This window comes from Nitrospina gracilis Nb-211 (genome assembly GCF_021845525.1).
GTDB lineage: Bacteria > Nitrospinota > Nitrospinia > Nitrospinales > Nitrospinaceae > Nitrospina > Nitrospina gracilis_A.
This window is the reverse complement of sequence record NZ_JAKJKD010000001.1, coordinates 2,701,366-2,719,307: the sequence shown is the minus strand read 5'-3', so window position 1 is coordinate 2,719,307 and position 17,942 is coordinate 2,701,366. Positions and strand designations below refer to the sequence as shown.

The following is a 17,942-nucleotide window of genomic DNA, read 5'->3' as shown; positions in this document are numbered from 1 at the left end:
CGGTATGGCTTTGCCCGGCGGCGTGTGGAACGGAAAAACTCTGGATCGCGGCTTCCGATTCCGCGACGTGACGGGTGCATTGGAGCTGGAGCTCGAGGAAGCGGTCCGGCAGGAACGGTCCGCTCCTGACCGGGTCACGCATGTCCTTGCGCTGGCGTTGCAATCGGTGGGAGGGCGCAAAGTGGACACTCAGTCGGTGCGGAATTTGAGCGTGGCGGACCGTCAGTTTCTCATGCGCCGTCTCGCGTGTCATCTGAATGCGGAGCGGGAGTGGCACTCGGCGCTCTGTCCTTCCTGCAAGGCGGTGTTCGATGTACGCCTGCGTCCTTCGGAATTGCCGATCAAACCCGCCGGAGACAGTTTTCCATTCGTCACCGTGCCCACGCGGTACGGTCGCCTCCGCTTTCGCGTTCCCAATGGCGCCGACCAGGAGTGCATCGCCGCCCTCGATGACGAAACGCGGGCCGTGCCCGTTCTCCTGCAACGCTTGCTGGTGGAAGACGAAAGCAATGCGGCGGCATTGGAATTTTCGGAAGATGACGCGGCCGCGATTGAGTTGGCCATCGAGTCGGTCGCGCCGGAACTGGTGGTGTGGGTGCCGACCGAATGCCCGGAATGCAAAACCGAAACGCGCGTGGAGATCAATCCCTACGCCCACCTGCAAAGCGGCCGCAACAGCTTGTTGCGTGAGGTGCACCGGCTGGCCAGCGCGTACCACTGGAGCGAGCGGGATATTCTGCAGATGCCGCGCGACCGCCGCCATCGTTACCTGACGCTGGTGGAGGAAGCCCGCGGCATGATGCATTGAGAAGTGGGTTGAGGAACAAACTCGGGGATCAGTTCGGATACGACGATGGGTTACTTTTCTGAAATCATACGCGACAGCCGCCCGGCCCATAAGCCGATCGGCGTGCGTCCGCAAACCATGCCGATGGCGGAAGCTCCGCCACCGTTGGCGGCAGGGGAAGGTCAGGACGCTTCCGTCCGTCCGCCTGCCTCGAACGCGGTTGATGGGACCCATGCGCTGGATGCACGGGAGATTGCGGTTGCCCCCGAATCTTCCGGCGATGAGTCCATCGGCTCACCTGCGGCGGAACCGGAAGTCAGCGAAACCATTCGCGATGTGAGCGCGGGCGATGTCGAGTTCACTGTGGAACCGGACACCCTGCAGAATCCCGCCGCACCGGTGCGGCACAGCCCCGGATACCCTCATGAGCAGGGACCTGCGCCCGTTTTCGATCCTCCTTTTCGATCCCAGGAAGAAGCGCAGTCTTCATCGGCGCCTGTTTTTCCCGGCGCAATCGATGAGAAACCTTTGCAAGCCGATGCTTCCTCCGTTCCCACAGTGCCGAACGAAGAGTCTTCATTCGCAAGGCAGGGCCGGCCGGAATCCATCGGGGAACCCGCCGTTCCTTACCGGGGTGAAGACGGCCGGAACGATAACGACGCATCCTTTCCTGTATCCACGCCGGGTTCCAAGGCCGTTTCCGAGGTGAGTGAGATCGTCGAAGGAGATAAGGACCCCGCTCCGCCGTATCCATACAAGGAAGCCCCCACCGGGGAGGTGGAAGCGGAGGGAGACCATGAACCGGTTCCGCAACAGTCCAAAGTGAAGGCAACCCGGAGCGTAGAAGAGAAGCCGGTACGCGAACAAAAACCGCATGTGCCGGAAGCGCCTGCTTACAATTATGAGCAACCGATGCACCCTGCGGAATCGTTGACGTCTCCACCCGCCCGCACGGAACCGGTGCGCGTGCCCGAAACCAACATCCATATCGGTCAGATCGATATCGTCGTGCAGGCCCCGCAAAAACCGGCAAAGCCGCAACCCCCTGCTTCCTCCAACAACTGGACGAGCCGTCTGTACTTGAGGAGGGTGTGATTCATGGAAGTACCGTCTTCATTGTCCGTTCTGTGCAAGTCGGTTCTGGATTTCGTGAGCGCCGGGTTGAAGGACCTCGACGACAACGTCGAGGTGGTGATGGGCGCGCCGGCGGAAGCGATGAAGGGAGATAAAAACCGCGTGAATCTGTTCTTTCATCGGTTCGAGCCTTCCGGTTTCCAAAGCGATCTGCAACCGGACGAGCCGTGGTGGATTCGTCTGCACTGCCTGGTCACCGCGTTCGGCGTCACGGAATCGAACGTGAACGGCGATGGCGTCTCCGCCGGAGAATTCGAACTGCGCCTCATCGGTCACGTCATGCGCCTGTTTCACGAAACGCCGGTGTTGGAGACGGTCAATGTGAACGGCGAGTCGGTGCGCCTGCAAACCATTTATCATCCCTTGACCAACGAAGACCTCAACCACGTGTGGGCGACGCAGAGCGAAGTCAGCCTGCGCCCGACCATCGGCTACGAAATGGCGCTCGGTCCCATCGTGCCTTCCAAGCGAAGCCCGGGAAAACAGATGACCGGCGACTTCCGAACCGTGGTCACACCGGGTCTCGGCGGCGCGGGCGGGGTGGCGTCCGCGCCCGGTTCCATCTCGTGGGGTGCGCGTGGTGGAGAAGTGGACACGGCGCGCCTCGACTGGGCGCCGCGCTTGTGTTTTGTGCTTGGCGAGGAAACGCAACCGCGTTGCGTCGAGAGTCTCGGTTTCGAAGCCGACAGCGATGCACTCAAAAACTTCACGCCCAGCATCTGGGTGGCGGGCGATATCGCGGAAACGGTTTCGTTGCGGTGGGAGGTGTGGGACCCCGCTTCCGGCTGGCGGTCCAAAGGCGCTTCAAAAGATGTGCAACCGGTAACGACGGGGATCGACCCCGACAACCCGCCGGATGTGGGCGACCTCGCCGCGTTCGCCCTGCCGTTCGATCCGGAGGGCGGGCCGGTCGATGATCCGCCTGAGTTTTCACCGAAGGTGCGCGGGCAGGCGGCGGTGTATGCGGAGCGGCAGTACACGCGTCCGTCCGACGGTGCCGTGCTCACGGTGCGCAGTCAGCCGCTTCTTATCAGCATTCATGAAGCCGCGAGTTGATGTGATGGAAACGCAAACGGATTACATGGAAAACGCAATCGACGTCGCGACCCTCGCCGACGAATGGGAACGCATCGAGCTTTTGGTGCAGGGATTGAAATCATCCAGGCAGGGGCAGGATTTCAGCGGCGCGTTGCTCGACCGTTTGACCGCACTCAGTGCGCGCGTGCACGCGGGCCGCGCGGCGAATCCCTACTGGAAGCGGCTGGGCGCATTGGCATTGACCGAACTCGATCACGATGTGCTCGCCTGCGTGGTTGCGGCGGAGATGCATCCGCGCCTCGGTTGGCAGTACCTGGAACTGCAACCGGGGGTGTCGCAACCGTATCCCACGCCCGCCTTGCTTCACGAACTGCTGGTTCTCGATCACGATGAAATCCCGATGTTTCACATGGCGTTGAGCGTGGATGGAGTCCTGCGGCGGGAAGGTTTGATCCGCATCGAGGGCGACGATCCGTATTCGCCGATCAAGCCTGCGCCGGGCCTCACCTCGAAACTTCTCGGTTTGCAACTGCCGCCGCCTCCGCCGCCGGGTGCGATTGCCGTGCGTCAGCAGGCGACGTGGACCGATCTGGTTCTGCCCGCCAACCAGGTCACACACCTGCGCGAGTTCCTGTTGTGGTTGCGCCACCGCGAAACGGTGGAGGGGCAATGGGGCGGGCGCATGGGCGGCGGTCCGGTGGCCTTGTTCTCCGGTCCGTCGGGCACGGGCAAAACGCTGGCGGCCTCGGTCATCGCGCACGAACTCGGTTGGCCCTTGTACCGCATCGATCTCGGCAAACTGGTGAGCAAGTACATTGGCGAGACGGAAAAGAACCTGAATCAGTTGTTCGATGCGGCGCACGGCCGCCCCATGGTGTTGCAGTTCGATGAGGCGGACAGCCTGTTCGGCAAACGTGGCGAGGTGAAAGACGCACGCGATCGTTACGCCAACATGGAGGTGAGCCATCTCCTGGCGCGCATCGAGGAACATCGCGGACCGTGCATCCTGACCACCAATCTCCACGAGCATCTGGACACCGCGTTCGTGCGGCGTTTTCACGTAGTCATCGGTTTCCCGCGCCCGGACAAGGAGGCGCGCGTGCAGTTGTGGAAACGATTGCTGCCACCGCGCGCGCCGAGGCATGACGACGTCGATCCGCAATTCCTCGGCCAGGCGGTGAACCTGACCGGGGGCGGCATTAGAAACGCCGCATTGTATGCCGCGTGCCTGGCGGCGGAAGAGGGAGGAGCGATCGAACTCCGTCACGTTGCGTTGGGTGTGTGGCGAGAGATGGCGAAAGATGCCTCACCGCGGTCGCGCGCCGACCTCGGTGCCCTCGCACACCATTTGCCGGAGGCGGGTTCGGTGTTGACGGCTTCGTTGAAAGGCAACGGCAATGGCAACGGCCATGGAGGCGGTGCATGAAGACACCGGTGAAACACAACATCGTCATCGGGCAGATGCGGCTTTCGCTTCCACCCGGATACGAAAACCGCGCACAGGGCTTGGCGCGACGCGTGGTGGATCGGTTGTCCACGTATGTGTGGGAACGGCCGATCCATGTGGAGCGGGTGGCGGTGCCGCCGCTACAAACCGTTCCGGGAGAAAGTGAAGCGGCGCTTGCAGTGCGCATCGCCGATGCGGTGTACCGCCAACTGCGGTGAATTTTGAATTGAGTGCGTTCATTTAAGGAGTCGTCATGTACAACGTCACACGGGGCATCCTGGTGGAATACGCGCTGAGCGTTCCGCCTTTGACGCTGGTGTTCGATTTCAACCCGGAATCGTTGTCGCGCACGCGCGCGGTCACGTTGAAGGAACAGACTGCCCCGGGCACCGCGGGTGGATACGATTTCGCCACGCCCATGGAAACGCCGCGGGTGTCGCAGGGCGTGGAGGTGAAGGCGGAGGAGTTTTCCATCGACATTCTGCTCGACGCCACCGATCGCATGAACGACGACGAACCGATTGCAAAGGCGTACGGCATCGCACCGGAACTCGACACCCTGCGCACCATGGTGGAACCGAAAGCACAGGGGCCCGGCGGCCTGCAGGTGCTGGCCAGCCTGGGGCACGGTGGCGGGCGCGCGTTTCAACGCAACACCAGCGCGTCGGTCCTGCTGTTCATCTGGGGCACACATGTCCTGCCTGTGTTTCTGACCAGCGTCAAGGTCGATGAAAAAGCGCACCTGCCGAACCTCGTTCCGTATCGCGCGCAGGCAACGTTGAGTTTTCAGGTCATCGAGGGCAACAACCCGTTTTACGAAGCGGAGAAGGTGCGGCAGGTGATCGGGGCGGGACTCAACACCGCGCGCACCGTGTCGTCCGCCATTGGAGGATTGTTCTGATGTTCCTCAAGAACTCACGCTACCTGAAGTCGAAGCCGTTTGTTGCCGATGAAACCGGCCAGCCGGTATTTAAGGGATACCGTCCCCGCGCCATCGGTTCCGTTCCCGGTGTCATCGAACACGTGATTCAGGAGGGCGATCGGCTGGATTTGCTGGCGCGGCATTATTACAACGACGACCGTCTCTGGCACCGCATCGTCGATGCCAATCCGGAAGTGCTGTTTCCGCAGGACCTCTCCGGCGACATCGGTAAGGGACGCGTCATCCTCATTCCCCGTGCGAGGGAGTGACGCATGTTGCTCGACTGGTTGCAACAGGATTTTCGAAGTCCGGCGGAATGCATAGTCAAGGTGGGCGAGGGCCGAACGCCCATTGAAGACCTGTATCCGTTTCTGAAAGAAGTGGTGGTGGAGACGAGCCGCGACAAACCTTTCGTCGCCACGCTCACTTTCGACACGCGCCGCGATGAATTCGGCAAATGGGTGGTGCAGGACTCGCCCGAAATCTTTCCCTGGCAACGCATCTGGATCGAGGTGGCTTTCGGCGAGCATGAGGAGGAAGTCATGCGCGGTTACATTCGCGAGGTCAAGGCCGATTATCCGGAAGACGCGGCGACGACCACCGTCAAGCTGGAATGCCAGGACGATTCCATCTTCCTCGACCGCACGCAGGTGCGCAAGGAATGGGGTGCGGAACAACCCACGGCGGATGGATTGATCCTGGGGGAAATCGTACGCGGTTATCCGGGCCTCGCCATGCACATGGAAAGCGCGATGGGGCTCGACGGCCTGGTGGTATTGCAGAACAAGACGGATGCGGGATTCCTGCGTGACCGCGCGGAGGCCAACGGCTATGAGTTGATCTTCGAGAAGGGCGAGGTGTACTTCGGTCCCATGCGGCTGGAGGCCGACCCGCAAAAAACGGTGATGGTGTATGCGGGCGCCGACACACACTGTTACCGGTTCTCCATTCAGGACGATGGGCACAAGCCGGACATGGTGGCGTTCGACAAGGCGGCGGAAAACAGCGACCAGACCGAACGCGAGGTGGTGGAACCGGATCTGTCTCTGCTGGGCCTGGAACCGGCGCGCAGTGTCGGGCAGGGGCCGGACTTCGTCTGGGTGATGGAAGGGCAGGGCGGCAAAACGCCTGAGGAAATGCGCACCCTGGCCCAGCGCAAGACCAACGAGCGTTCGATGAAGGTTTCCGCCGAAGGCGAACTTGACGGCAGTCTGTATGGACGCGTCCTGCGCGTCGGCCACCCGGTGGGCATCGACGGCGTCGGCGAAAAGTACAATGGCACCTATTACGTGGACACGGTGCGGCACGTGTTCAATCGTGAAGGCTATCGGCAGGCATTCACGCTGATGCGCAATGCCTACGGCGACAACCTGGAATCCAGCGTGGACACCCTGCTGGGCGTGCTGTGATCTGAAGAGGAAACCGGAACATGGAACAAACCCTGGTCGATCTCACCAAGCAGATCCAGAACAAGTACTACGGCAAGTACCGCGGGTTTGTGAACGACAACAATGATCCGGACAAGCGCGGCCGCCTGCGTCTCACCGTGCCTTCAGCCCTGGGCGAAGCGGTCACCGGCTGGGCGTTGCCGTGTCTGCCGTTCGGCGGATTGCAGAACCAGGGTTGGTTCGCGGTGCCGGAGGTGGGTGCGCAGGTGTGGGTGGAGTTTGAGGAAGGCGAACTGTCGAATCCCATCTGGACGGGAACCTTCTGGCAACAGCCGGAGCACATTCCGGAAGAAGCGGCGGAACCGTCGGAGCCGACCACGCGCGTGTTCAAAACGCCGTCGGGTCACGTCCTGCAATTCGATGATGAGGAAGGGGAAGAACGCTTCCGCCTGTTTCATCCCAGCGAAGCGGAATGGATCATCGATCCGCAGGGATCGATCACGTTCACCGATGCGGCACAGAACGTCATCACTCTTGATGCGGAAAACAACAGTATGAAACTGGAGGATGCGAACGGCAACACACTCACCATGGACAGCAGTGGCACCGTGGTGGAGGACGCCAACGGCAACAAGATCGAGATGGCCGCATCCGGCATCACCGTCGAAGGCCAGCAGGTGGTGGTGAAGGGCACGCAGGTGATGCTGGGCGGGCAGGGCGGCGAGCCGTTGATCAAGGGGCAGACATTTCTTTCGCTGTTTGCGACGCACATTCATCCCACCGGAGTGGGGCCTTCGGGGCCGCCCATTCCGCAGGGAGAGATGAGTTCATTGACCACCACCAGCACCACGACGTGAGGCGAGCATGGGATTTCTGGGCGACACACCTTATATGAAGTTTCCTTTCCGCGTCGGCGAATCCGGCGTGGCAGTCAGTGATCGCATCCGCCACGTGCGCGAACAGGTGGAGCAGGTGTTGTACACCGACCCCGGCGAACGCGTGTTCCGGCCGGAGTTCGGTGCGGGACTGCGCGCGCTTGTCTTTGAGCCGAACAATTCCGCCTTGCGCGAGCTCAGTCGCAAGCGGCTCACGCATTCGTTGACGGAAGCATTGCGCGGCGAGGTCGATCCGCGCAGTCTCAATATCGAAGTGCAACCGCGTAACGGCGTGGACAGCGAACTGGTCATCGTCATCAGCTACACGCTGACGGCGGTGCGGCATGAAGAACAACAGGAATTCGAAGTCAGCTTTTAGGACCGGACATGGCAGACACCCCTCAATCGGAACTGAAATTTGAAAAAGGATGCCCGGACTGCGCCCGGCGCGAGGCGGACCTCCCGGACCCGTTGCCGCCGCTGGGCGACGACTTCGACTGGGCGGTGCGCGATTACGACGGTTTCCGCATGTTCATGATGGAGGAGCTGGCGGCGCGGTTTCCGGATCGCTCGCGCTGGACTCCCGCGGACATGGAGGTGGTGATCGTCGAAGTGCTCGCGGCCATGCTCGATCAGTTGTCCGACAGCCTCGACCGCATCACGCTCGAAGGTTATCTTGAGACGGCGCGCAGGCCGGAGTCGGTGCGCCGCCTGCTGAAACTCATCGGTTACGACGCGGTGGCATTGGCTTGGGACAAACTCGACCCGCAGGACACCACCGGCATGACGCCGGAGGAAATCGAACTCGCCAAGACGCGAAGTCTGGAGAGAAGCTGGCGCGAACGGCCGCAGTTGATGGAATGGGCCCGGCAGGTGGGCCCACCTTCCCTCCACACCCAGCACCGCATGGTCACGCTGGAGGACTACGCGGTGCGGCTGGAAGCGCATCCGCTGGTTCTCCGCGCACACGCGTGGGCTCAGTGGGGCGGTTCGTGGAACGTGGTGTACGTCGCCGTCATCGGCTGGGACAACCGGCAACTCGACGATTCCATCAGCGATCTGTTATATGGTCCGCCGGGAGAAGAGCTGTTCACCGACCTCGGCCGTGAGGTGCAGCGCTTCCACACTCAACGCACGCGCGACGGCCTGCCGGAGGAAGCAGCGGTGGACATCACCCTGCGCACCTTGTTGCACCGTTTTATCGATGCCTACCGCATGGCCGGGCAGGAAGTGATTTTGCAGGACATCCAGCCCATTGGCATCAGCATGGCGCTATCCATCACCGTGCGCCCGGAATTTTTTCAGTCGGAGGTGCGCCGCGCCGTTTTGCAGGCGTTGGGCCGTGGACCGCAGGGATTTTTCCGTCCTGGCCGGTTGAGCTTCGGGGAAGACCTGCATGCAAGCGACATCGTGCAGGCGGTGATGCAGGTGGAGGGCGTGGAGAACGTTTGTCTCAATCGGTTCAAGCGCGTGGGCGGGGGCTTTCCGGATCAATCCACTTCCGGTCACATCATCCTGTCCGGATTGCAGATCGCCGTGTGCGACAACGATCCCGCGCATCCCGAACGCGGGTATCACACGCTCAAGCTGTATGGAGGGCGTAAAGGATGAGTGCACGTTACGATCTCACACGCTGGAACCGCGCGGGTCTCAGTCGTTTCCGATACGTGGATGGCAACGCCATCACGTTTCTCGAAACCCTGCGCGAGCAGTTGTGGCAATGCTTTCGCGATCCTGCGGGGGAAAAGGACCGGTGGCCGGACCTCAACCGGCAAACCATTCCGCAGGAAGGGCAGGAGGACGAGTACCGCTGGGACCTCTTGCCGCGCCGCCAACCCATCGCCGGCAATGAAAACTCCGTAGATCGGCAGGCGCGTATCATTCGCCAGTATCGCGAACAGCGCCCGGATTACGGATGGGAAATCACGCGCGCGCTGGCCAGGTCGATTCACGTGTTGACGGAGCATGTCGACGCCTACGCCAACGAAGGGTATTTGCAAACGGCAACACAGTGGGAGAACGTGCGGCGGCTGGTCAATCTCTTGGACTACCATCCCGCACCGCCCGCCTCCGCGCAGACGATGCTGATCCTGCTGGCAAAAGAAGGCAAAGGCGGTGTCGTGCCCGCCGGGTTTCAAGTCAAGAATCAGCCAACGGAAACCAATCCGATGGTGATCTTCGAAAACGCGGAAGAGCTGGAGATCGATTCCGCTCTGAATGCGATGAAGTTGAAGAACTGGGACGTTTCCATCGACACCTTTCGCGATCTCGGCACCACCGGCGTGGCGCGCCTCTCCGACCGGCGTGCGGATGTGGTGCAGGGCATGGGACCAACGTATTACAACGAACTCAAAGCGCGTGCGTACCCACCTGCTGAATTCCCCGATCCCGATCTCAACAACGAACAGTATCCCCTGACGCTGGAGAGACTGGCGCAAATGGAAGTGGACAACGATGAAATCCGTTTCCGCGAATTCATCACCAAGGCGCGCATGCTGACTCAGTTTGAACTGGATGCGGAAATGTGGTCGGCTTTGCTGAACCGGACTCTGCTCGATCTGGTCAGTGCAAAAGAATCGGATCTGACCGAGCAGTCGGATCAATCGAAGTATGCGGTGGCGGCATTGCGAGAGTCCCTGCGGCGTGTGCAGATTGCGCTCGATGAGCCGGTGTTCGCAACGCTCACCTTATCGGAACTGGGCGGCGCGGGGCTGGCCGCCGCCGAACCGGTGGCGGTGTGGGTTGCGGACAAAACGCAGAACGTGGAGGCGGGCCAGTGGGCGTTGATGGTGTCCACCTCCCAGCCGTTTTACGCCGCAGTGGTGCGCATCGATTCTGTCGATGAGGCCACGCGCACGGTCGAACTGCAACCGGTGGCGGACCAGAAGGACTGGCGCGACTGGGTGATCGCGGAGACGGTACTTCACATCCGGCCAAAGTTCCGCCGTGTTGCGTGGTTGAACGGACCCGGTGTCCTGCGTCTCGGTTCGGGGCACGGTCTTGCCATGGACAATGTGGTGGCGTGGGAAGCGGGAGATGAGTGGTGGTTTGCCAAGGTGCTGGAGGCCGATGCGCAGTCGGTGCGCCTGTCGGGAGATATCTTTCCAGTTGAGGGGACCGAGGTGTATCACGCCGTGTCGATCCAGCGCGACGGCGAGCTTCTTTTTCCGGTGAATCACCGTATTGTGCTTTACATCGATGCCAATGGAAAATATCGTCCGCTCCAATACGCACTCGATCTCTTGAATAAAAACTGGTCCGATATGCTGGTGGAATCCGAAGAGGGGGAACAGTATTACGAGTTGCCGTTTTCCTGGATGAACGAACTGTTCGTGGTGATGGATTCCGCCTCTCCCGCGGGTACGGTCGAAGCCGTGCCTGCGGGAGAGTTTGCGTTCAATGGCGCGGGCGACGATTTTGAAATCGGCGACTGGCTGATTGGCGAGTACGCCGGGACCGGCAGTGGTCCGCGCTTTTATCCGATGCAGGTATTGCAGAAAGAGGATGCGGTCGGCCACTTCACCTTGCGTCTCGCGCCGGCGCATCATTCCGGCCTCACGTTCCCGGCGCAGGCTCCGTTGCGCGCGGTGCGGGGACCGTTCCGCGACGTCATTCTTCCGACCGGCTACGGCCCCAATCCCAACCCCGTCTCCGGAGCCACCCTGCGTCTCGATGCGCGTACCACGAACGCGTTTCCCGAACTGCTGGTCAAGGGACGGCGGGTGATGCTGAAGATGGACCAGGGTGAAAACAAAGATCCCGTACTGCATGCGGCCACGGTGTTGAAGACGGATCCCGTTCTCTACGAACTCACTCTCGATCCGCCCGTTGATGCCGCGTCGGGATTCACCGTCGGGCACACCGAAGTGCACGGCAACGTCGGTGTGTGGTCGCACGGCGAGACCAAACCAGAACGCGTTCTGGGAAGCGGCAACGCGACGGTCACGCATCAGCAGTTTGAGTTGAAAGTGACCGACGTCACCTTTGTGCCGGATGCAACACATCCCTTCGGCGTACGCGCCGACGTGGAAGTCAAGGTGGGCAACCAGGTCTGGCTACAGCAGGCAACGCTCACGGCCTCTCGTCCCGAAGACCCGCATTACAGCGTGCGCGCCACCGAGGATGGCCATTTGCTGATTGTGTTCGGAGACGGCATCAAGGGACGCCGCCTGCCCACGGGCACCAACAACGTGCGCATCCGGTTTCGTCAGGGCACGGGATTGGGCGGCAACCAGGCGGCGGGATCGGTGGTGAAACCGGTCAAACCGCACCCGGCGTTGAAACAGGTTCAGCAACCGCTCCCGGCGAGTGGCGGTAACGAGCGCGAGAGCATCGAGTCGCTCCGCACCAACGCGCCGTCGAGCGTGTTGACATTGGAGCGTGCGGTGTCGGAAACCGATTTCTCGCATCTCGCCATGCGTCACAGCAGTGTGTGGCAGGCGCGCGCGTGGTTCCGCACCACGGGCTACCGCAGGCAGGAAAACGTGGAAGTCGTGGTGGTGCCCGCCAACGGAATCCGCTCGCCACAGGTGGAACGGGATATTGCGGAGTTCATCAAGTCGCACACTCTGCCTGGCGTGCGCATCGCGTTGCGTCACTTTGAGCCGGTATTGTTTCCGCTGACGGTCACCCTGCGCGTCAAGACCGAGCAGTTTGATAAGGATCAGGTCATGAAGTCGGTGCGAAGTGCACTGGAACAGGCGCTGACTCTGAAACGCCGGCGTCTCGGCGAACCTCTCTACCGGAGCGCGGTGTTCCAGGTCGTGGAAGCAGTGGAAGGGGTGGAGAACTCGACGGTTGAACTGGGTGATCCGGTTTATGCCGAGAATGCGACGAATGCGGTACGGCAGGTGGCGCGCGCGGTCGATGGATCGATCCGCGTCATCCGTCCCGCCTTCAACCAGGTCCTGCATATGGAAGAGGCGAGCACCCTGTTGACCCTGCGTGTGGAGGAATATCTGGTATGACCACGACGACCCGAAAAGAAAATGGAAAGCGGCTGTTCGATCTGCTGCCTGCGGTGTACCGCACCAACGACAACAGCGACCACAACCTGAATCAGGGCCGACGCGACCGGTACAACGGCGACCTTGGATTGTATCTCGACGCCTGCGGTGAACTGCTGGACCAGGTGCAACACACGCTGGAGCAACGGTTGGCGGATCTGTTTCCCGACAACCCGCTGGAAGCCGATCGGTTGGCATGCCAGGAATGGTTGCTTCCTTACTTTGCGAAACTGCTCGACGTGCGCCTGGTGTCGCCGCACGCGCGCGGCCAGCGCGAGGAAGTGGCGAATGCCGTGAGCTGGCGTCAACGCAAAGGCACCTTGCGGGTGGCCGAATTGTTGGCGGAAGCGGTCGGGCAGATGGAAGTCGAACTGCAGGAAGGCTGGAAACGCGTCGCCACCACGCCGCGCGTCGACAAACCGTGCCTGCGGGCCGCGGCTCTTGGTTACAGTAGCGCTTTGGACGAGACGCGTTACCAGAAGTTTCCGCAGGTCGCCAGTCGTCATCCCGCATTGCCCGCGGTGACGGTGGACTTCCGCCATCCGTCCGGCGCCAGGCAGACCGAAGCGCACAACCCCGCCGCACGGGTGAGCCGGTTCGGCGGTCAGTCGGTGCCGTGGCGTGCGGTCAGCCTGCACGGCGCGCCGTGTCGTGCCGACTCTTATGAGGACGTGTCGCGGCGCACGGTGGACATGCGGTCGCCCGACTGGAAACGCGGCCATTACCACCCCAAGCGCATGCTGTTTTACTATCCGCCTCCCGCGGGGTTTTTCGATGCGCCGGTGCATGCCTTCAAATGGGCGGACCACGCAGACTTTCTGGAGGTCATCGAATTTTATGAAGGCGGCAACAAGGTCATCGAGTTCACACGGAAAGAGGTGGAGGGCGTCGATGCGGATGTGTGGCAGGTGGAGGATGCGGTGACGTTGACCGAGCCTGCGGTGTACCGCTTTGCTGATCTCCAGTTTCTCGATGCCCTCACCATCGAAAACGGATTTCTCGAAATGGAGCGCTGTACGGTGAAGTCCCTGACGGGAAAACGGGAAGACCTGGAAAACCCCGTCCTCACCATGCGCGACAGCTTGTTGGAAAATGTCACCGCGAACAAGGGGCTGGTGCGGTTGGAATACACCACGGTGTTGAAGACGGCGACGGTTGGAAAACTTCAGGCCAGCGACTGCATTTTTATGGGACCCGTACAGTTTGCGTTGCCCGTGGCCTCCATCCCCGGCAAGCACTGCATCCGGTTCAGCCGGTTGCAACCGGGACAGGCGGTGAACGGTGTGACCGAATTCAAAAACACGCGCGACAGGGTGCACCTGTTTTCCAGCGTTTATGGCGAACGTGGTTGCGGCGTGTTGCATCCCGCCACGTCCGACGCGGTCACCGCAGGCGCCGAAGAAGGCGGCGAGATGGGCGCGTATCATCATCAATTTCTGGTCCGGCAGAGGCAGGCCATGCTGGATAAATTACAGGATTACATTCCGGTCGGCATGCAGGCGGCGTTGATCCCCGATCCGCGCCTGCTTGTGGTGCCCCCCGGCGACACCAACGGAGACGAGATCGAATCATGAAGACCCAGATTTCCAGAAACTCACGCGTGCCTTCGAACCGGTATTCCGGGGTGTATCAACAGCAGGGCCGCATGCTCACCGATGCCGACTGGAACGAGTTGAGCGATCTGGTGAAAGAGCGCCTGCACCAGGCGTTGACCGACGTGCTGGGCAGTGGCGTGCCGAAAGACCGCGGCATGATCGCACTCAAAAACCAGGACCGGGAGGTGGATGTCCTGCGCTGGGGGCAGGTGTATGTGGACGGCATCCCCGCCGAGGTGCGCCCGCGCGTGGAGGAAGATGAGGCCCCGCCGCAGTCGTTCGAGTTCGACAAGCAGGCTGACCTGCCGCCTGGAAACAACGACGCATTGATCGCTCCGCCCGCCATTGGCGAGCACTGGTTGTATGTGGACGTGTGGGACCGGACGGTCACGTCGCTGGAAGACGACCAACTGCGCGATCCCGCACTGCAGGGTGCGGATACCTGCACGCGCACGCAGACCATGGCGCAGGTCAAGTGGGCGGACAGCGCCGAGGATATCGACGCTCTTCCGGAAAAAGGCAACGCACCGTTGTCTCTCACCCTGCGGCAGGGCCGGACGGAGCCCGATCCGTGCGATCCCTGCGCGGAGGAAGTCAACCTCGATATGGAAATCGGCAACTACCTGTTCCGGGTCGAAGTGCACGATGCGGAATACAACAATGCCGGACGGTTGTTGAAGTTGACGCTCAAGTGGTCCAGTGAAAACGGGGCGGAGCAGTACGAAGTGCAGGAAACCGATACCGATTATCCCCCCGGGTTTCTTGATTACGGGAAATGGACGTACGAATTTTTCAGCGGCGCCGATGCGCTGTTCGCGAGCGAAAAACACCTCGGCGTGTTTCTGCAACGCAACGCTGATTATCCGTTGCGCGGACCGCTGGTGCACGGCAACGCCCCCGAAGGTGAGGAAGACCCGTTTTCGCTGATCCGCCGCTGGGACGGTTACTGCACGTTGAGCCGCGCCAACCCGGCACAGAACTGGACGGTGGAAGGCGCCGACCGCATTTCCCCGCTGTCTACCGCAAGCGGAGCGGATGCGCCCGGCCACGTCGATGTGGACGACATATTGCTGATCGTACTCAGCGCGCTCGACCTGGAGGTGGCTCTGCGCGTGAAGGACGAAGGCGGCATCGAGCGCGATGCCGTGTTCGTGCCCGGCGATTACTGGTATGCGCCGGTGCGGGAGCGGGTGCACACCGCGGGGGATGTCATCCTTCCGGAGCGGGAGCCGGAGGGCATCCGGCATCATTATCTGAAGCTGGCGAAAATCGTTGATGGCGATGTGGTGACCGATGATACGGTGTGGAACGGGCCCGGTCCGGATGGAGAGCATCCGCGCAAGTTTCCATTCCCGCGCCTGTCCGAACTCGATGCGCAGGACGTCGGTTACACGCCCGCGTGCGACCACACGGAGGGCACGCCGGATCTGAAATCGTTCCTGCAAGGCAAGTTGGGTGCGGACTGGCCGGGATTGAACGGCCGCGAAGCCTCGGTGCGCGATGTGCTCGATGCGTTGCTGTGCGAAATGAACGCGGCGCATCTGCCACTCGATGTGGACGATACCGAAAATTGCCTGCTCACGCGTGATGAAAGCCTGGAGACGGTGCAACAGGCTCTCAATCGTCTGTGTGAGCGCATTCGTGATCTCACAGCGGAGGACATCGCTTTCACCCTGCCGGAATGCACCGAACCCAGCCTCAAGACCTGCCTGGAAGACTTGATCGAACCCAAGTGGAAGCCGGAGAATCCGGGCGAGCCCACGGATGTGGCGAAAGTGCTGGAGACGTTGCTTTGCCAGCTCAATGCGCGGCACCTGCCGATGGACCCCACCGATGATCAGTTGTGTCATGAGTTGAAGGAAGACAAAACGGTGCAGGATGCGTTGAACACCCTCTGCCTCATGCGGCGTCAGGGATGCGTCACCCTGTCGCTCGATCCCGCCGATGGCGACATTGCGCAGTTGATCGAAACGCAGATTCAAAACGACACCGCCATCACCGACGTGCATTTGTGCCTGCGCACCGGGGAGTTCCGCATTACCAGACCGATTCTGTTCAAGAACAAGGGACACGTCAAGATCAGTGGCGCAGGCAAGGGAACGCGCCTCACCCTCGGCCAGGGAGAAAAGGTGTTTGAGTTTGAAGGATGCAAGAGTGTGGTCGTTGAGGACGTGAATCTGGAAAGCGAAAAGCTGTCCACGGGATTCCACGGCCGCAACGGCTTGTTGCACGCGTTGAACTGCGGTCCGGTGCAGGCGGAACGCGTTTCCTTCAGAACCGCCGCCGGTGTGCGTACCAAGGCGACCTGCGTCACCGTACGTATGAATGATTCCGCAACCGCAACGCAAATGAAAAATGCCCGCGCGCGCATTCGTGAATGCGAGCTCAATGTGGGGCACCTGCAACAGGGCATTCTGCTGGTAAATATGAAGCGGGCCACGGTCGAGGACAATGTCCTGCGCGTAACACCGAAACCGGCAAACCTCACTTTCGATATTCTCGTGAACAACAAGGCCCGGCGGAACAAGCTGGTGAATCGCCTGATCTCGAATTTCCAGATCGACAAGACCGGCGTGACCGGAACCACAAAAGGCGACGAAAAAACATTTCATATTACAAAAGGCGACACGACTTATAAGGTCACCATGAAGTCTCCGGTTCCAGAGAGACAGTGGACCGCCTACTTTAAGGACAACCCGCCTGCGGATGCGGATATGAAGGATGAGTCTGCATTCATGGCGTACATGGAAAAACAGGTCAATGATGTGGTGGACAACCCGCAGAAACTGCCCGCTTACGAATCGCAATCTAGCCGGATGAAGTCAATATTCAACGCGCGGGGCACGCTGGATTTGTATAACAGCGATGCGATGAAAGCCGCGCGGCGCAGCATGCTGGCCGGCGATACCAAGGTGGAGGTGGTTGAGTCCAAGGAAACCACCTCCCACCAGGTGACGCTGAAAGTGGGAAACCTGCAGGTGCGTTTTGAATCCGAATTACCGGCGGACGTCTGGAAGCGGATGGTGCAGGACATTCCAACCGCACAGAAAACAGAATCGAAACTGGAAGGGGCGTTGCGCGCACAGGCGGAGAAACTGATCGTCGATGCCGTTTATCGGGACAAATTCGCGGAGGTGAAGGCATGGTGGGACCGATTGCGCACGGAGAAAAATCCCTCCGTTGCAATGCAGGGCATCGTCTGCGCCGGTCATCAGGCAGAGGAAGTGCGCATTCACAACAATTCGCTGGAAGGGGTCAACGAAGGCATCCACGTCGGCACCAGCGCCAACCAGAAGAACCCGAACCGGGTTTATCACAGCGGCACCGTTTTCATTTCCGGAAACGTCATGAGCCTGCGCCGTCCGGTGGAGCAGGCCGTGGGCATTTCCGGTATTTTCGTCGGCAACTGCCGTCACCTGACGGTCGAGAACAACCGCATCAAGATCTCCACGTTCAAGAAAACGAAATCGCAACCCTTCCACCACAATTGGGGCATTCTGATCCACGGCTACCTGGGGCGCATGGTGATGGTACGCCAGAACCGCACTCAGCATTGCCGAACGGGTGTTGGCGTGTTCGCCCTGCCGCAATCCGAGTCGGGCAACATGTGGGTGGCCGAGTACAACCTGGCCGAAGGCGCGAGCAGCGTGGTCAGCGCACCGGACTTTATCAGGTCGAACAATATTTCTTGAATGACGGACATGGTTTGCTATAATTTGTTTTGCCACATTGATATCTCGGTGGGTCATC

At 60.9% G+C, this 17,942-nt stretch carries 14 protein-coding genes; all 14 read left to right on the top strand.

What is annotated here, in order from left to right; all coding sequences use genetic code 11:
- The first annotated feature begins 4 nt into the window (after positions 1-4).
- The 14 genes from J2S31_RS12800 to J2S31_RS12735 are packed head-to-tail and all read left to right on the top strand — an operon-like array spanning position 5 to position 17,884.
- Complete coding sequence (locus J2S31_RS12800) at positions 5-808, top strand: hypothetical protein (protein ID WP_237099534.1); 804 nt, start codon at positions 5-7, stop codon at positions 806-808.
- Between the two features lie 45 nt (positions 809-853).
- Positions 854-1,882 (top strand): hypothetical protein, encoded by a 1,029-nt coding sequence (locus J2S31_RS12795; RefSeq protein WP_237099532.1) that lies wholly within the window; start codon positions 854-856, stop codon positions 1,880-1,882.
- A 3-nt stretch (positions 1,883-1,885) separates the two neighbouring features.
- On the top strand, positions 1,886-2,977 hold the full coding sequence (locus J2S31_RS12790; RefSeq protein WP_237099530.1) for a DUF4255 domain-containing protein: 1,092 nt from the start codon (positions 1,886-1,888) through the stop codon (positions 2,975-2,977).
- Between the two features lie 4 nt (positions 2,978-2,981).
- Positions 2,982-4,385 carry an ATP-binding protein gene (locus tag J2S31_RS12785; protein ID WP_237099528.1) on the top strand — a complete coding sequence of 468 codons (1,404 nt, stop codon included), beginning with the start codon at positions 2,982-2,984 and terminating at the stop codon, positions 4,383-4,385.
- Positions 4,382-4,624 (top strand): hypothetical protein, encoded by a 243-nt coding sequence (locus J2S31_RS12780; RefSeq protein ID WP_237099526.1) that lies wholly within the window; start codon positions 4,382-4,384, stop codon positions 4,622-4,624. The genes J2S31_RS12785 and J2S31_RS12780 overlap by 4 nt, the downstream gene beginning before the upstream one ends.
- A gap of 35 nt (positions 4,625-4,659) precedes the next feature.
- The gene (locus J2S31_RS12775; protein ID WP_237099524.1) at positions 4,660-5,307 is read left to right on the top strand and encodes a CIS tube protein; all 648 of its coding nucleotides are present in this window, start codon (positions 4,660-4,662) and stop codon (positions 5,305-5,307) included.
- A complete protein-coding gene (locus tag J2S31_RS12770) occupies positions 5,307-5,597 on the top strand; it encodes a hypothetical protein (RefSeq protein ID WP_237099522.1) in 291 nt (96 codons plus the stop codon). Before J2S31_RS12775 ends, J2S31_RS12770 begins: the two co-directional genes overlap by 1 nt.
- A gap of 3 nt (positions 5,598-5,600) precedes the next feature.
- Positions 5,601-6,737, top strand: a complete 1,137-nt coding sequence (locus J2S31_RS12765) for a phage late control D family protein (RefSeq protein WP_237099520.1) — start codon at positions 5,601-5,603, stop codon at positions 6,735-6,737.
- A 20-nt stretch (positions 6,738-6,757) separates the two neighbouring features.
- Positions 6,758-7,573: a phage baseplate assembly protein V gene (locus J2S31_RS12760; protein WP_237099517.1), complete on the top strand. Its 816-nt coding sequence runs from the start codon at positions 6,758-6,760 to the stop codon at positions 7,571-7,573.
- A 7-nt stretch (positions 7,574-7,580) separates the two neighbouring features.
- On the top strand, positions 7,581-7,970 hold the full coding sequence (locus J2S31_RS12755; RefSeq protein WP_237099515.1) for a GPW/gp25 family protein: 390 nt from the start codon (positions 7,581-7,583) through the stop codon (positions 7,968-7,970).
- Between the two features lie 8 nt (positions 7,971-7,978).
- Positions 7,979-9,202: a hypothetical protein gene (locus J2S31_RS12750; protein WP_237099512.1), complete on the top strand. Its 1,224-nt coding sequence runs from the start codon at positions 7,979-7,981 to the stop codon at positions 9,200-9,202.
- Positions 9,199-12,558 (top strand): hypothetical protein, encoded by a 3,360-nt coding sequence (locus J2S31_RS12745; protein ID WP_237099510.1) that lies wholly within the window; start codon positions 9,199-9,201, stop codon positions 12,556-12,558. The genes J2S31_RS12750 and J2S31_RS12745 overlap by 4 nt, the downstream gene beginning before the upstream one ends.
- Entirely contained in the window at positions 12,555-14,171 is a 1,617-nt protein-coding gene (locus J2S31_RS12740; RefSeq protein ID WP_237099508.1) for a phage tail protein, read from the top strand. Before J2S31_RS12745 ends, J2S31_RS12740 begins: the two co-directional genes overlap by 4 nt.
- Positions 14,168-17,884, top strand: coding sequence for a DUF6519 domain-containing protein (locus J2S31_RS12735; protein ID WP_237099506.1), 3,717 nt, complete (start codon positions 14,168-14,170; stop codon positions 17,882-17,884). The genes J2S31_RS12740 and J2S31_RS12735 overlap by 4 nt, the downstream gene beginning before the upstream one ends.
- Positions 17,885-17,942 lie beyond the last annotated feature (58 nt).

Coding starts and splice junctions, on each gene's coding strand:
- J2S31_RS12800 (WP_237099534.1), top strand. CDS start 5: ATGGCTTTGCCCGGCGGCGTGTGGAACGGAAAAACTCTGGATCGCGGC.
- J2S31_RS12795 (WP_237099532.1), top strand. CDS start 854: ATGGGTTACTTTTCTGAAATCATACGCGACAGCCGCCCGGCCCATAAG.
- J2S31_RS12790 (WP_237099530.1), top strand. CDS start 1,886: ATGGAAGTACCGTCTTCATTGTCCGTTCTGTGCAAGTCGGTTCTGGAT.
- J2S31_RS12785 (WP_237099528.1), top strand. CDS start 2,982: ATGGAAACGCAAACGGATTACATGGAAAACGCAATCGACGTCGCGACC.
- J2S31_RS12780 (WP_237099526.1), top strand. CDS start 4,382: ATGAAGACACCGGTGAAACACAACATCGTCATCGGGCAGATGCGGCTT.
- J2S31_RS12775 (WP_237099524.1), top strand. CDS start 4,660: ATGTACAACGTCACACGGGGCATCCTGGTGGAATACGCGCTGAGCGTT.
- J2S31_RS12770 (WP_237099522.1), top strand. CDS start 5,307: ATGTTCCTCAAGAACTCACGCTACCTGAAGTCGAAGCCGTTTGTTGCC.
- J2S31_RS12765 (WP_237099520.1), top strand. CDS start 5,601: ATGTTGCTCGACTGGTTGCAACAGGATTTTCGAAGTCCGGCGGAATGC.
- J2S31_RS12760 (WP_237099517.1), top strand. CDS start 6,758: ATGGAACAAACCCTGGTCGATCTCACCAAGCAGATCCAGAACAAGTAC.
- J2S31_RS12755 (WP_237099515.1), top strand. CDS start 7,581: ATGGGATTTCTGGGCGACACACCTTATATGAAGTTTCCTTTCCGCGTC.
- J2S31_RS12750 (WP_237099512.1), top strand. CDS start 7,979: ATGGCAGACACCCCTCAATCGGAACTGAAATTTGAAAAAGGATGCCCG.
- J2S31_RS12745 (WP_237099510.1), top strand. CDS start 9,199: ATGAGTGCACGTTACGATCTCACACGCTGGAACCGCGCGGGTCTCAGT.
- J2S31_RS12740 (WP_237099508.1), top strand. CDS start 12,555: ATGACCACGACGACCCGAAAAGAAAATGGAAAGCGGCTGTTCGATCTG.
- J2S31_RS12735 (WP_237099506.1), top strand. CDS start 14,168: ATGAAGACCCAGATTTCCAGAAACTCACGCGTGCCTTCGAACCGGTAT.